At 75.8% G+C, this 16,045-nt stretch carries 2 protein-coding genes (1 of these 2 only partly in view); both read right to left on the reverse strand.

Features of this window, described 5'->3' with window-relative positions; genetic code table 11:
* Positions 1-15,708 carry an amino acid adenylation domain-containing protein gene (locus GPA10_RS28790; protein WP_343041426.1) on the reverse strand — a complete coding sequence of 5,236 codons (15,708 nt, stop codon included), beginning with the start codon at positions 15,706-15,708 and terminating at the stop codon, positions 1-3.
* Positions 15,705-16,045 carry the final stretch of a non-ribosomal peptide synthetase gene (locus GPA10_RS41870; protein WP_343041427.1) on the reverse strand. Its footprint extends 16,615 nt past the window's final position, so only the last 341 of its 16,956 coding nucleotides appear in the window; its start codon lies beyond the right edge, outside the window; the stop codon is at positions 15,705-15,707. Before GPA10_RS41870 ends, GPA10_RS28790 begins: the two co-directional genes overlap by 4 nt.

Here is a 16,045-nt window from a genome sequence, read left to right on the forward strand (position 1 = left end):
TCAGCTTCCGGCCGCCGCGGTCCGCGCGCCCGGTGCGGGCTCGTCCCCGGCGTGCCCGATCTCGCGGGCGAGCGCCGCCGGCGTCCGCAGCAGGAAGACCTGCCGCGGGGAGAGCCGCCAGCCGTCGGCGCGCAGCGCGGCCACCAGTTGGACCGAGACGATGCTGTCCCCGCCGAGGGCGAAGAAGTCGTCGTCGGCCCCGACCGCGGGCAGGCCGAGGGCCCGCGCCATCGCGGCGCACAGCAGCTCCTCCCGCTCGTCCTCCGGCTCGCGGCCGAGCACCGCACCGCCGAAGTCCGGCGCCGGGAGCCGGTCGCGGTCCAGCTTGGCGTTGGCGGTCACCGGCAGCGCGTCGAGGACCACGAAGGCCGCGGGCACCAGATGGTCCGGCAGCTCACGGGCCACGCCCGCGCGCAGCTCCCGGGCGTCGAGGTCCGCTCCGGGGCGCGGCACCGCGTACCCGACGAGGCGGCGCACTCCCCCGTCCTCGCGGGCGACCACCACGGCCTGGGCGACGTCCGGACGGCGGGACACCACCGACTCGATCTCGCCCAGCTCCACCCGGAAACCGCGGATCTTGACCTGGTCGTCGGCGCGGCCCAGGTACTCCACCGCCCCGCCGGGCGTCCAGCGGGCGAGGTCGCCGGTGCGGTAGAGCCTGCCCCCGGAGCCGAACGGGTCGGCGACGAAGCGCTCCGCGGTCAGTCCGGGCCGCCCGAGGTAGCCGCGGGCGAGTCCCGCTCCCGCCACGTACAGCTCCCCCGGCACGCCCGGCGGCACCAGCCTGAGGCCCGCGTCCAGGAGGTGCACCCGGGCGCCGTCGACGGGGTGTCCGACGACCTGCTTCTCGCTGTCCCGCACCCGGGCGACCATGGCGTCGACGGTGCACTCGGTGGGGCCGTACAGGTTGACCGCCTCGGTGCCGGCCAGGCGCTTGAGCCGTGCCCACTGGGCGTCCGGGACGGCCTCGCCGCCGACGCCGAGCAGGGGCAGGGGGCAGCGGTCCCCGTCCATGAGCCCGGCCTGCTCCAGGAGCGCGAGCGTCGAGGGGGCGACCTCGACGAAGTCCACGGCGTGCGAGCGGAGGTAGTCGTGCAGGGCCACGGGGTCGCGCAGGGCGTCCTCGTCGAGCACGTGCACGCAGTGGCCGTGGTACAGCCACAACTGCGGCTGCCAGGAGGCGTCGAAGGAGAACGACCAGGCGTGCGCCACGTGCAGCCGCCGCCGTCCGGTCCGTTCCACCACCGGCTCGTACAGGGCCCCGCGGTGGCTGTGGAACAGGTTGACGAGACCGCGGTGGGCGACGACCACGCCCTTGGGTGTGCCCGTGGAACCGGAGGTGTAGATGACGTACGCCGGGTGGTCGGGCCGCAGCGGGCGTACACGGTCGGTGTCGTCCGGCAGGACGGGCGGGCGGGCGGCGAGCGCGTCGGCCACCGCCGGGTCGTCCAGGGCCACGCACTCCACCGCCGTCCTCTGCTGCTCCTCCTGCGGTGCGCTGCGCTTGCGCAGGTCCTCCGTGGTGAGCAGCAGCCGTGGCGCCGTGTCACCGAGCATGAAGGCGATGCGCTCCGCCGGATAGTCGGGGTCGAGCGGCAGATAGGCCGCGCCCGCGAGGTGCACGGCGTGCAGGGCGACCAGCATCTCCTCGGTGCGCGGCAGCAGCAGCGCCACCACGTCCTCGGGGCCGATGCCGCGCGCGATGAGTTCGTGGGCCAGGCGGGCCGACCGCTCGCCGAGCTCCGCGAAGGTCAGCTGTGTGGCGCCGTGGACGACGGCGGGGGCGTGCGGGTCGGCGGCGATCCGGGCGGCGAGGAGGCCGGGCAGGGTCTCCCCCGCCGAACCCGCTGAACCCGCCGAACCCGCCGAACCCGCCGGAACGGCCGAAGCCGCCGGAACGGCCGCAACCACGTCCTCGCGCCCGCGCCCACCGGCCCCGCGCCTTCCGGCTTCGCGCCCGCTCCAGTGGCCGAGGACCCGCTCCCGCTCGCCCGCGTCGAGGGCGTCGATGCGGTGCACCGGGCCGTCGGGGCGCGCGCCGAGTTCCCGCAGCAGATGCAGGTAGCGCCGCATGAGGGCCTCGGCTTCGGCCTCCGTGAAGAGGTCGGGGCGGTATTCGAGGGTGAGACCCCGGCCGGGCACCACGGCGAGGGTCAGCGGATAGTGCGTGGCGTCGGCGCTGCGCCCGCCGGTGACGGTGAGTCCGCCGGAGCGCTCCGCGCGGCGCAGTCCGTCGGCGTCGACGGGATAGTTCTCGAACACCAGGAGCGTGTCGAAGAGCGCGCCGACCCCGGCGATGCGCTGGACCTCGGCGAGGGCGAGGTGCTGGTGCGCGGTGAGGCGCGACTGGTTCTCCTGGAGCCGGGCGAGGGCGGCGCGCACGCTGCCCGGCGCGCGCAGGTCGACGCGGACCGGGAGCGTGTTGATGAACAGGCCGGTCATGGCCTCCACGCCCTCCAGTTCGGAGGGGCGTCCGGAGACGGTGGCGCCGAACAGGACGTCGTCGCGGCCGGTGTGCCGGGCGAGCAGCAGCCCCCAGGCGAACTGCACCACCGTGTTCACGGTGACGTCGGCGTCCCGGGCCAGGGCGGTGAGCAGGTCGTGCAGGGCGCCGTCCGCCTCGTGCCGGACGTGGCGGGTGAGGACGGGGGTGCGGGTCGGGTCGGCCGGGGTCAGGAGGGTCGGGGTGTCCACGCCGTCGAGGGCGGACCGCCACGCGTCGACGGCCGCCGCGGAGTCCTGTTCGCCGAGCCACCGCAGGTGGTCGCGGAACGGCCGCCGGGTGGGCGGTGGTGTCCCGGTGCCGGCGCGGGCCCCGTACAGCTGGAAGAACTCCTGCATGAGCACCGGCACCGACCAGCCGTCGAGGACCGCGTGGTGGTTGGTGACGACCAGCGCGTACTCCTCGTCGGCGAGGCGCACCAGGCGCATCCGCAGCAGCGGGGGCGCGGTCAGGTCGAAGGGCCGGGCCCGGTCGTCGTCGGCCAGGTCCCGCAGGGCGGCCTGCCGCTCCGCGCGCGGCAGGGCGCGCAGGTCGCTCTCCTGCCACCGCGGCGCCACCTCGGCGAGGACGGCCTGCACGGCCGTCCGGTCGGCGGTGGTGAGGAACGCGGTGCGCAGGTTGGCGTTGCGGGCGAGGAGGTCGGCGCCCGCGTCCCGCATCGCCGCCGCGTCGACGGCGCCCGTGAGATCCAGGGTGAGCTGCATGGTGTAGACGTCGAGCTCGTCGTCGGCGAGCTGGGTGAGGAAGTGGAAGCCCTCCTGGAGCGGGGCGAGCGGCCAGACGTCGGTGAGGTCGGGCAGCCTGCGCTGCATGTCGTCCACCGCGTCCTGGCCGAGGCGGACCAGCGGGAAGTCGGACGGTGTGCGGGTGGGCGGGGTGCGGTCGGCGGCCAGTTCCGCGAGGGCGGCGCACCACAGGTCGAGCAGCCGGTGCGCGTCGTGCTCCGCGAGCACCCCGGTGGCGTACGACCAGCGGGTCGCGAGCGCCGGTCCCTCGGGCCCGTCCACGGTGGAGGCGATGATCTCCAGGGGGAAGAGCACGGGCAGCGGATTGCGGGCCGGGCGCAGCGGCGGCAGCGTCTCGGGGGCCGGAGTCCACGCGCCGTCGCCCTCCTGCGTACCGCTCGCACCGGTGAAACGGCCGAGGTAGTTGAAGACCGCTTCGGGGGTACGGGCCGGGCCCGCGAGGTCGGTGAACCGGTGCAGCAGGCCGTGTCCGATGCCGTTGTCCGGGCCCTGGCGCAGGTGTTCCTTGACGGCGATGAGCGCCGCGCGGGCCGCGCTGCCCCCGGCGGGCGGTGTGCCGGGGTCGAGGACCACCGGGTACCAGCTCGTGAACCAGCCGACGGTGGTGGACAGTTCGGCGCCGGGGACCACGCTCTCCTCCCGTCCGTGGCCCTCGGCGGCGATGACGTCGGGGCCGAAGGCGTGCTCCCCGCGCTCCGCGCGCCAGCGGCCGAAGGCCAGGGCGGCGGCGGCGAGGAGCACGTCGTGCACCGTGCCGTGCACGGCCGCGGGCACGTCGGTGAGCAGGGCGTGGGTGGTGTCGGATGGGAGCGTGCGCTCCAGGTGCGCGACCGTCTCCTGGGTGTCGAGGGCCGGGTCGAGGGGCCTGCGGCCGAGGGCGGGCGCCGGGGCCTCGTCGCGGGCCCGCCACACGGCCGCCTCGGCCTGGCGGCCGGGCTCCCGGGCGGCGTCGGCGAGGCCGAGCGCCCACTGCCGGAACGAGGTCGAGGGGTGCGCCGCGGGTGGGTCGGTGCCGTCGAGCACGGCCCGGTGGGCGGCGGTCAGGTCGGCGGTGAGGATGCGCCAGGAGACGCCGTCGACGACGAGGTGATGGATGATCAGGAGGAGGCGTCCGGGCTCGTCGGGGCCGAGGTCGCACCACACGGCCCGCACCATCCGGCCCCGCTCCGGGTCGAGTTCGTCGACGGCGCGGCTCGCGTGGCCCGCGATCGCCGTGGCCCGGTCGGCCGGGTCGACCCCCGTGAGGTCGGCGTGCAGCAGGGCGTCGGCGCCGTGTCCGGCGGTGTACGGGGGCACGTCGAGGGCCTGCTGTCCGTCGCCGGTGTCCACGAGCCGGGCCCGCAGCATCGGGTGGCGGTCGAAGAGGAGGTCCAGGGCGGCGGTGAGGTTCTCGCCGTCCGCCTCGGCGGGGGCGATCACGTGCAGGTACTGGTGCAGGCCCGTGAGGGGGCCGCGGTCCAGGGCCCAGCGCATGATGGGCGTCAGCGGCACCCGGCCGGTCGCGGGGACGGCGGGCAGCGCCGTGGCCTGCCCGGTGGCGCGGGCCGCGCGGGCCAGGGCGGCGGGGGTCTTGTGCTCGAAGACGTCCCGCGGGGTGAGCAGCAGGCCTGCCTTGCGGGCGCGGGCCACGAGCTGGATGGAGAGGATGCTGTCGCCGCCGAGGGCGAAGAAGCTGTCCTCGGGTCCCGCCTCGGGGACGGCGAGGAGGTCGGCGAACAGCTCGGTCAGGCGTGCCTCGCGGATGCCTTGCGGGGCGCCGCCACTGGCGCGGGCGGCCAGGTCGGGGGCGGGCAGCGCGGCCCGGTCGAGCTTGCCGCCGGGCGTGAGCGGCAGCTGGTCGATGAGGAGCAGCGCGCCGGGGACCATGTGGTCGGGCAGCCGCCGTGCGAGGCGCGCCGTCAGCTCGTCGGGGTCGGGCGCGGCGCCCGCGGCGGGTACCGCGTAGCCGGTCAGGAGCGGGCTGCCGCCGCGGTCGTCGCGCAGCAGCACGGCGCAGGCGGCGACCTCGGGCTGCTCGCCGAGCAGGGCCTCGATCTCGCCGAGCTCCACGCGCAGACCGCGGAGTTTGACCTGCCCGTCGGCGCGCCCGACGAAGACGAGGGCGTGGTCGCGGCGGCGCCGCACCAGGTCGCCGGTGCGGTACAGGCGCTTCCCGGGGGCGCCGAACGGGTCCGCGACGAAGCGCTCGGCGGTCAGGGCGGGCCGGTCGAGGTAGCCGCGTGCGAGCTGGTCGCCGCTGAGGTAGAGCTCGCCGGTCACACCGTCGGGCACGGGCCGCAGCCAGGCGTCGAGCACGTGCGCGCCGGTGTTCCACACGGGCCTGCCGATGGGCACGCCGGTGCTGGTGCCGGTGGGCGCGGCGGGCCAGGCCGTGACGTCGACGGTGGCCTCGGTGGGTCCGTAGAGGTTGTGCAGCGCGACACCGGGCAGGGCGCGCAGCACGGCGCCCGCGACGGCGGCCGGCAGGGCCTCGCCGCTGGCGAAGAGCAGCCGCAGGCCCGTGCAGTGGGCGGCGGCCGGTTCGGCCGCGAACGCCGCCAGCATGGACGGCACGAAGTGCGCGACGGTGACGCCGTGCCGCGTGATCGTCGCGGCGACCCGGACGGGGTCGCGGTGCGCCCCGTCGGGCAGCACGACGAGCGGGGCGCCGGTCAGCATCGGCAGGAAGAACTCCCACACCGACACGTCGAACGCGGCCGGGGTCTTCTGCAAAATCCGGTCGGAGGCGTCGAGCGGGTAGGTGTCCGCCATCCACCGCAACCGGTTGACGAGCGCGCGGTGGCTGATGACCGCGCCCTTGGGCCGCCCGGTGGAGCCCGAGGTGTAGATGACGTACGCGGCGTGCTCACCGCGCAGGTCCGGGTGGACGGCGGCGGTGCGGGCGGCGGCCAGTTCGGCGCGCGTGGCGGGGTCGTCGAGGAGCAGCGGCTCCACGGTGTCCGGTACGTCGAGGGCGGCGGCGATCGCGCGGGTGGTCACGAGCACGCGGGGCGCGCTGTCGGACAGCATGTGCGCGGTGCGTTCGGCCGGGTAGCCGGGGTCCACCGGGACGTAGGCGCCGCCCGCGCGCTGCACGGCGTGCAGGGCCACGACCAGGTCGGCCGAGCGCGGCAGCGCCACGGCGACGCGGACCTCGGGCGCGACGCCGCGCTCCCGGAGCACGGCGGCCAGCACGCCGACCCGACGGTCGAACGCGGCGTTGTCGAGCTCCAACGGGTCCGCGCCGGGGGTATGCCCCTGCCCTTCATCCCCTGCATCCCCTGCATCCTCCTCGTCAGCCACGAGGGCGAGCCCGTCCGGTGTGCGGGTGTACCGCTCGGCGAGCAGGGCGGGCAGCGTGGTGGGCGGCAGGGCGTGCTCGGCCCCGGTGCCCGCGGCGAGGACACGGGCGCGTTCGTCGGCGGTCAGGGCCTGCACGCGGTGCACGGGCACATCGGGTTCGGCCACCAGGGCGGCCAGCAGGGTGACGTAGCGGTCGGCGAGTGCCTGCGCCGTCTCGCGGTCGAACAGGCTCGTCTGGTAGATGAGCATGCCGTTGATGCCGGCGCCACCGGGGCGTTCGGCCAGGGTGAAGGCGAGGTCGAGCTTGGCGACGCCGGGGTCGGCGCTCACCGGGGTGACGTCGAGCCCCGGCAGGGTCAGTTCGTCGTCGGAGACGTTCTGGAAGACCAGCATCACCTGGAACAGCGGGTTGCGGGCCAGGGTCCGCTCGGGGGCGATGAGTTCCACGAGCTGCTCGAAGGGCAGGTCGGCGTGGTCGAACGCGGCGAGGTCGATCTCCCGCACGCGGGCGAGCAGTTCCCGGAACGTGGGGCGCCCGCTCAGGTCGGTGCGCAGGACCAGGGTGTTCACGAAGAAGCCGACCAGGTCGTCGAGGGCGGCGTCGGTGCGGCCCGCGACGGGCGTGCCGATCGGCAGGTCGGTGCCCGCGCCGTGCGCGGCGAGCAGCGCCGCGAGGGAGGCCTGCGCGGCCATGAAGACACTGGTGCCGGTGGTGGCCGTCAGGGCGCGCAGCGCGCGGTGCGTGCGCGGGTCGACGGCGAAGGTGACGGTGGCGCCGTCGTGGTGCTCCTCGGCGGGCCGGGCCCGGTCGTAGGGCAGGGCGAGCTCCTCGGGGGACCCGGCGAGGGCGGTGCGCCAGTACGCGGCCTGCCGTGCCGCCGGGCTCCCGGGGTCGTCGGCGTCGCCGAGGAACTCGCGCTGCCACACGGCGTAGTCGGCGTAACTGACCTCCAGCGGCGGCCAGTCGGGCTCCGTGCCGGTGGTACGGGCGAGGTAGGCGGCGCGCAGGTCCTCGGTCAGCGGCCTCATCGTCCATTCGTCGCCCGCGATGTGATGCAGCATCACGGCGAGGACGTGGTCGTGCTCGGTGCGCAGGATCCGCACCCGCAGCGGGATCTCCTCGATGATGTCGACGGCGGCGGTGACCTGCGCGTGCAGGGCCCGTTCGAGGTCGGCGTCGGCCACCGGGACGGGCTCGCCCGGGTCGGCGGCGGCACGGCCCGCGGCCTCGTCGAGGACGAGCTGGTGGGGCAGGCCGTCGGTGTCCGGGTAGACGGTGCGCAGGATGGCGTGCCGGGCCACGAGGTCGCCCACGGCCAGGCGCAGGGCCCGCACGTCGAGCGCGCCACCGAGCCGCAGCACGAAGAACAGGTTGTACGTGGCGCTCGGGCCGTCGAGCCGGTGCAGGAACCAGAGCCTGGACTGCGCGAAGGACAGCGGCAGGAGTTCGCCGGGGGCGTGCTCCCGCGGCAGCAGCGGCGCCCTGCGCTCCCCGCGCGGCAGCACGGCGGCGGCCAGCGCGGCGGGCGTGGGGTGGTCGAACACGTCGCGCAGCGCCACGTCGGTCCCGAGGGCCGAGCGGAGCCGGTTGGCGAGGCGCATGGCGAGCAGCGAGTGGCCGCCGAGCGCGAAGAAGTCGTCGTCGGCCCCGACCCGGGCCAGGCCGAGGACGTCGGCGAAGAGTTCGGCGAGCACCGCTTCGCGCGGGTCGCGCGGGGTGCGGCCGCCGCCGGCCGCGGCCGTCTGCGGTGCGGGCAGCGCTGCCCGGTCGACCTTCCCGTTGGGGGTCAGCGGCAGGGCGGGCAGGACCATCAGGACGGACGGCACCAGGTAGTCGGGGAGCCGTTCGGCCACGAAGGCGCGCAGCGCGGAGGGTTCGGGGGCCGCGGCGCCCTCGCCGGTCACGTACCCCACCAGGCGGGTGCTGCCGGTGGGGTCGGGCAGTCCGACGACGACGGCGTCACCCACCTCGGGGCAGGTGCGCAGCACGGCTTCGATCTCGCCGGGCTCCACGCGGTGGCCGCGCACCTTCAGCTGGTGGTCGACGCGGCCCCGTACCCGCAGGGTGCCGTCGGCCCGCCAGTGGACCACGTCGCCGGTGCGGTAGATCCGCTCCCCGGGGCGGCCGTAGGGGTCGGCGACGAAGCGGCTCGCGGTGAGGGCGCTCCTGCCCAGGTAGCCGCGGGCGACGCCGGTGCCGCCGATGTACAGCTCCCCTGGGGCGCCTGCGGGCACCGGGCGCAGCCACGGGTCGAGGACCCGCACGGTGGTGTTGTGCACGGCGCGCCCCACGTGGGGCGCGCCGCCCTCGGCGTGGAGTTCGCCGGCCGTGGACCAGACGGTGGTCTCCGTCGGGCCGTAGAGGTTGAAGAGTCGGGCGCCGTCCGTGGCGAGCCGCTCGGCGAGGTCGGCGGCGAGCGGTTCGCCGCCGCTGAGCACGGTGAGGCCGTCAAGGAGGCCTGGCGCGGCCTCCACCAGGCCCCGCCACAGCGACGGGGTGGCCTGGAGGTGGGTGGCGCCGGTGTCCTCGGCGAGGGCGGCGAGCAGCTGTGGGTCGAGGACCTGCGCGCGGTCGGCGAGGATCACGGTGCCGCCGGTGACCAGGGGGACGAACAGCTCCAGGGCGGCGATGTCGAAGCTGACGGTGGTGACCGCGAGCAGCCGGTCCCCGGGGCCGCTGCCGAGCGTGTCGGCCATCGTGTCGAGCAGGTTGGCGAGGTTGCGGTGGCTGATGACGACGCCCTTGGGGGTGCCGGTCGATCCGGAGGTGTGGATGACGTAGGCGGCGTCGTCGGGTCGCGGGCGGCGGCCCGGCGGGTCGGGGTAGGGCTCGTGGCCGGGCGCGAGGACCGGGGAGTCCTCGTCGACCGACAGCAGGGGCCGGGCGTCGCCGAGGACGTGGGCGATGCGCTCGGCCGGGTGCTCGGGGTCCACGGGCACGTACGCGGCACCCGTCGCGGCGACCGCGAGGAGGGTGGCGACGAGGTCGGCGCGGCGCGGCAGGGCGACGGCGACGAGGGTGCCGGGGCCCGCTCCGCGTACGGCGAGCCGGGCCGCGAGGGTGGTGACGCGTGCGGCGAGGCGGGCGTAGCTCCACGCGGCGCCGTCGGCGACGAGGGCGGTCGCGTCCGGGGTGGCCGCGGCCCGGTCGAGGAAGCGGCCCGCGAGCCCGTGCGCCGTGGTCTGCCGGGTGGGTCCGTCCAGGCGGCGCGGGTCGCCGGTGGCGGGGTGCAGGGCGCGCGTGGTCCGGTGCGGCGCGGTGACGAGCTGGGCGAGGACGTCCCGCAGATGGCCGCCGATGGTCTCGGCCCGCTCGGTGGGGAGCAGTTCGGGGCGGTGGTCGAGGGCGAGCGCGAGCCGGTCACCGGAGCCGGGCAGGGCGACGAGCACCAGCGGGTAGTGGGTGGCGTCGTGGCCCTCGGCGCCGGTGACGACGAGTCCGGCCCGCTCCTCGCTGCGGCGCAGCTGAGCCGCGTCGACGGGGAAGTTCTCGAACAGCACGAGGGTGTCGAAGAGTTCACGGTGTCCGGCGAGGCGCTGTAGTTCGGCGAGGGGCTCGTACTGGTGGTCCAGGAGGCGGGTCTGCTGTGCCGCCAGGTCCTGTACGAGGTCGGCGAGCGGCTGGTCGGGGCGCATCCGGACCCGGGTCGGCACGGTGTTGATGAACAGGCCGATCATGCGCTGGGCGCCGTCGAGGTCGGCGGGCCTGCCGGACACGGTGATGCCGAAGACGACGTCGTCGCGCCCGGTGAGCCAGCCGAGCAGCAGCCCCCAGGCCGCCTGGAGGACGGTGTTGACCGTGACGTCCCGGCCGCGCGCGAAGGCGTACAGCTGGGCCACGAGGTCGTCGTCGAGGGGCAGTTCGACGCGCTCCGGCACGCCCGCGGGCATCCCGGCGGCGTGCGGCACCAGCAGGGTGGGGCCTTCGAGACCGGCCAGGTTCTCGCGCCACAGCTCCTGGGTGCGGGCCCGGTCGCGGCCCGCGAGCCACAGCAGGTGGTCGCGGTAGGGCCGGGGCGCGGGGCCCGGGTCGCCGCGGTAGAGGGCGAGCAGGTCCTGGACGAGCAGCGGGCCCGACCAGCCGTCGAGCAGGATGTGGTGCGAGGTGAGGGCGAACAGCTGCCGGTCCTCGCCGAGGCGTACGAGGGTGAACCTGATCAGCGGCGGGTCCGCGAGGTCGAAGCCGCGGCCGCGCTCCTCGGCGAGGAGCTGCCGGGCGCGGTCCCGCTCCGGGAGGCCGGGCGTCGTCCCCGCCGCCTCCGGGTCCCCGGCGCGCAGGTCGAACTCCGCGAACGGGATGTCCACCGCGGCCGGTACCGCTTGCAGGGGGGCCGCGTCGGGCCGGTCGTGGAAGCCCGCCCGCAGGTTGGGGTGCCGGTCGAGGAGCCGCCGCCCGGCCCGGCGCAGTCGTTCCGCGTCGAGGCGGCCCTCGATCTCCAGGACGGTCTGGGTGGTGTAGACGTCGGGCCCCTCGCCTTCCGCTCCGATTCCGGACAGGAAGTACAGGCCTTCCTGGAGCGGGGAGAGCGGCAGCAGGTCGGACAGCGGGTGCCGGGCCTCCAGGGCCTCGATCTCCTGCTGGTCGACGCGTACCAGCGGGAAGTCGGAGGGGGTGTGGCCGCCGCCGGTGGTGGCGCAGTCCGCGGTGAGGGTGCGCAGCGCCGCGAGCCACAGGTCGGCGAGGGTGCGCACCGCGCTCTCGTCGAGCAGCCGCTCGGGGAAGCTGAACGAGGCCTGGAGGACGGGCCCTTCGGGTCCGTCCACCGTGGAGGCGTTGAGCATCAGGGTGTGCGAGGCGGGCAGCGCGGGGTCGGCGCCGCCGCCGAGCGAGCCCGCGAGGGCGGGGCTCCAGGGGGCGGGCCCGTCCCCGGCGGAGGCGCCGGTACCCGCGGCGGCGAAGCGGCCCAGGTAGTTGTAGCCGATCTCCGCTCCGGCGCCCGCGGCCCCGGCGAGCCGGGGGGCCGTTTCCGGGTTGAGGTGGCGGAGCATGCCGTAGCCGATGCCGTCCTGGCCCGCCGCGCGGAGCTGCTCCTTGATCCGCTTGAGGGCGGTACCGGTGCGTCCCGTGCCGGGGGCGTCCTGTCCGGTGAGGTCGAGTCGTACGGGGTGGACGCTGGTGAACCAGCCGACCGTGCGGGAGAGTTCGGCGCCCGGTACGGCGTCCTCCACGCGCCCGTGGCCCTCGACGTCGACGAGGACGGGGCCGGAGCGTCCGCGCCAGGTCGTGAGGGCGCTCGCGAGGGCGGTCAGGAGGACCTCGTCGGGTCCCGCGTGGTAGCGCTCGGGCACCTCGGTGAGCAGGGGCCCGGTGATGTCGGGGTCGAGGCGCACGGCCACGGTGCGCACGGTGCCGAGGGTGTCGAGGGCCGGGTCGAGCGGCGCGGCCAGGGACGTCCTCGGGGCGTCGAGCAGCGCCTGCCAGTCCTCGGCCCCGGCCGTGCGCTCCGCTGTGCCCGCCGCGTCGCGCAGACCGGCCGCCCAGGCCGCCCAGGGCGTGCCCACGGCGGGCAGTTCGGCGCGTCCGCCCCGCACGGCGGCGTCGCAGGCGGCCGCCAGGTCCTCGGTGAGGATGCGCCAGGAGACACCGTCGACGACGGCGTGGTGGATGAGCAGTGCGAGCAGTCCGCCCCGGTCGGCCCCGGGGTCCAGCCAGACCGCCCGCACCATGACGCCCGCGAAGGCGTCGAGTTCCTGCGCGACCCGCTCGGCGAGGGGCCGCAGGACTCCGGTGAGGTCGCCGTCGGTGACGCCCGCGGCCTCGACCCGGGTGATGAGCGCGGCCGGGTCCGTGCCGCCGGCGTCGGGTATCTCCAGGGTGTCGCCGGTGAGCCGGGCGCGCAGCACGTCGTGGTGGTCGAGGAGTTGCCCGAGGCCGGCGACCAGGTGTGCGAGGCGGGTGCCCGGCGGGGTGTGGAGCACGGTCGACTGGTGGTAGTCGGCAAGGGGGCCGCCGCGCTCCACCAGCCAGCGCAGGATCGGGGTGAGCGGAGCGCTGCCGGTGGCGGTGGCGGTGGCACGCACGGCGTCGGACGCCCGCTGGTCGGCGGTGCGGACGCGCACGGCGAGGGCTTCGACGGTGCGTGCCTCGAAGACGTCCCGGGGCCTGAGGAGCATCCCGCGCCGCTTGGCTGCGCCGACGAGCTGGATGGAGGAGATGCTGTCGCCGCCGAGCGCGAAGAAGCTGTCGTGCGCGCCCGCGTCGGGCACGCCGAGGATCTCGGTGAAGAGGGCCGCGAGTTCCTTCTCCGTCTCGTCGCGCGGCGCGACGCGGTCGGCGGCGGGGGCGAGGTCGGGGGCGGGCAGGGCGGTCCGGTCGATCTTGTTGGCGCGGGTCAGCGGCAGCGCGTCCAGGGTGATCAGGGCGGTGGGCACCATGTGGTCGGGCAGGGTGCGGCCCGTCCACTCCCGCAGGGCGTCGTGACCGGGGCCGGTGTCGCCGGGCACGGGCACGACGTGGGCGACGAGGCGGCGTACGCCCCGTTCGTCGGCGAGGTCGGTGACCACGGCCTGCGCGATGCGCGGGTGGGCCGTGAGGCGTGCCTCGACCTCGCCGGGCTCCACCCGGAAGCCGCGGATCTTCAGCTGGTGGTCGGTGCGGCCCGCGTACTCCAGTTCGCCCGTCTCGTTCCAGCGCGCCAGGTCCCCGGTGCGGTACATACGGGTGCCCGCGGGCCCGAACGGGTCGGCGACGAACCGGTCGGCGGTGATCCCGGGGCGGCCGAGGTAGCCGCGGGCGAGGCCGGTGCCCGCGATGTACAGCTCGCCGAGGGTGCCGGGCGCCACCGGGCGCAGGGCCTCGTCCAGGACGTAGGCGCGCTTGTTGACGTCCGGCGGTCCGATCGGGACCGGTCCGCCGGTCCAGTCGTGCGGGACCCGCCAGGTCGCGGAGTTCACGACGGCCTCGGTGGGTCCGTAGGCGTTGAAGAGGCGGTGGCGTGCGGCCCAGGTGCGGATCACCTCGCCGGGCAGGGCCTCGGTGCCGACGATCAGCGTCAGGTCGGCGGGCAGTTCGGCGGCGCGCGGCAGCGAGGCGACGACGGACGGCGGGATGACCGCCAGGGTGAGGGCGGCCTCGGCGAGGAACTCCGCGAGCGGCTCCCCCGCCCTGCGCTCCTCGTCCACCACGACGAGGGTGGCCCCGGAGAACAGCGAGTTGGCCAGTTCGCAGAAGGTCACGTCGAAGCTCGGCGAGGCGAACTGGGTGACGCGGTCGCCGGGCCCGGTGCCGAAGCAGGCGTGCGCCCAGGCGATGAGGTCGGCCAGGGGCCGGTGCGCCACCAGGACGCCCTTGGGGGTACCGGTGGAGCCCGAGGTGTAGATGAGGTGGGCGCCGTGGTCCAGGCGCAGGGGTGCCCTGCGGTCGGTGTCGGTGGGGTTGTGCCGGGGCCCCACGGCGGGCGGCGCGTCGACGTGCAGCACGGTCGCGGTGCCCGCCCAGGGGGCCGTGTCGACGCCGGAGCGGGTCAGCACGGTACGGATACCGGCGTCCGCGACCAGGGCGGTCAGGCGGTCGGCGGGGTAGGCGGGGTCGAGGGGCGCGAAGACGCCGCCCGCCTTGCCGACGGCGAGCTGGGCCACGTACACGTCGGCGCCGCGCGGCAGGGCGACGCCGACGACGTCCTCGGGGCCGACGCCGTGGGCGATGAGGTGGTGGGCGACGGCGTTGGCCCGTTCGTTCAGCTCCGCGTACGTGAGGGTGCGGGCGCCGTCGGCCACGGCGGTCAGGTCCGCGTGGGCGGCGGCGCGCTCCTCGAACAGCTCGGGCAGGGTCCGCGCGGTGACGTCGGTGACGTCGGAGTTGAAGGTCTCAAGGACCCGTTCGCGCTCCGGGGCGGTCAGCAGGTCGATTCCGGCGAGCGGGCGGTGCGGGTCGGCGGTGAACTCCTCGACGGCCCGCACGAGGCGGTCCGCGAGCCGCCGCACACGGGCCGTGTCGAAGGCGTCGGGGTGGTGGCGGAGCCGCAGGGCGAGACCGCCGTCCGCGGCGGGCGCGGCCACCAGGGTCAGCGGGTAGTGCGTGGCGTCCTTGCCCTGTACGGCGGTGACTCTGAGCCCGGCGAACTCCGCGGGGCCGTCCTGGGCGCCGTCCGCCTGTGCCGCCCCCGTCTCGACGAGGTAGTTCTCGAAGACGCACAGGGTGTCGAAGAGCGGGCCGCCGAGGTCCGCGAGCTGCTGGACGCGGGCGAGTCCCAGGTGGTGGTGGGCGAGCAGCGCCGACTGCTCGCGGCTCACCCGGGCCAGGAGCGCGGCCAGGGTCTCGTCGGGCCGCAGGGCGACCCGTACGGGCAGGGTGTTGATGAACAGGCCGACCATCGACTCGACGCCGCCGAGTTCGGCGGGCCGCCCCGACACGGTGGTGCCCGACACGATGTCCTGCCGCCCCGTCAGCTCGGCGAGCACCAGGGACCACAGGGTCTGCACGGCGGTCGGGACGGTGACGTCGAGGCGGCGTGCGGTGGCGGTGAGGGCGGCCCCGAGGTCCGCGGGCAGGGGCACGTCGAAGGTGGCGGGTTCCTTCGCGGTCAGCCCGGCGGGCGCCACCACGGTGGGCCCTTCGAGTCCGGCCAGGGCCCGCTGCCAGGCGCGCTCGTCGGCGGCGGTGTCGCGGGCGGCGGCCCAGGCGAGGTAGTCGCGGTACGGGCGGACCTGCGGCAGGTCGTGCGGGCCGCCGTCCGCCGCGTACAGGGTGAACAGCTCCTGGATGACGCGCGCGGTCGACCAGCCGTCGAGCAGCAGGTGGTGGTGCGTGAACAGGAGCCGGTGGCGGTGCTCGGCGAGGCGGATCGCGGTGAACCGGATCAGCGGCGGCGTCGCCAGGTCGAAGCGCTCGGCGCGGTCGTCGTCGGCGATCCGGAGCGCCCGCCGCTCCCCCTCAGCGGTGGGCAGCGCGCTCACGTCGCTGTCGCGCCAGGGCAGTTCCACGTCGTGCGGGATCAGTGTGACGGGGTCGCCGTTCTTGCGCTGCCGGAAGGCGGCCATCAGGTTGGGGTGGCGCCGCAGGAGCGCGCGGGCCGCGCGGCGCAGCCGGGGCGCGTCCAGGGGCCCTTCCAGGTCGAAGGCGATCTGCACGGTGTACACGTCCAGCGCGCTCTCGTCGTACGACGACAGGAAGTACAGCCCTTGCTGGAGCGGGGACAGCGGGAGAATGTCCTGCAGTCCTGAGGGTGCGCCGGTCACGAAGTCCTCCACTCGTTTTCGAACTCATCGATTTCGTCCTGGCTCAGGGACAGCAGGCCGAGGTCGGACGGGGTGTGCCCGGCGGCGTCCGAGCGGGCGGCGGCCACCAGGGTGTGCAGGGCGGTGTGCCACCACCGGTCGAGGTCGGCGACCTCGTCGGCGCCCAGGTGCGCCGTGGCGTGCTGCCAGATCACCGAGAGCTCCGTTCCCGAGGGGCGGCGCAGCGCGGTGACGGTCAGGTCGAGGGGGCACTGGGCGCCGACGGCCGCCGGTTCGCGCCAGACGGCGGCGGACTCCGGCGCGGGCGTCCACGGCTCGGGTTCCGGTGTGTCGTCGA

Source organism: Streptomyces typhae (genome assembly GCF_009755605.1).
Taxonomy (GTDB): Bacteria; Actinomycetota; Actinomycetes; order Streptomycetales; family Streptomycetaceae; genus Streptomyces; species Streptomyces typhae.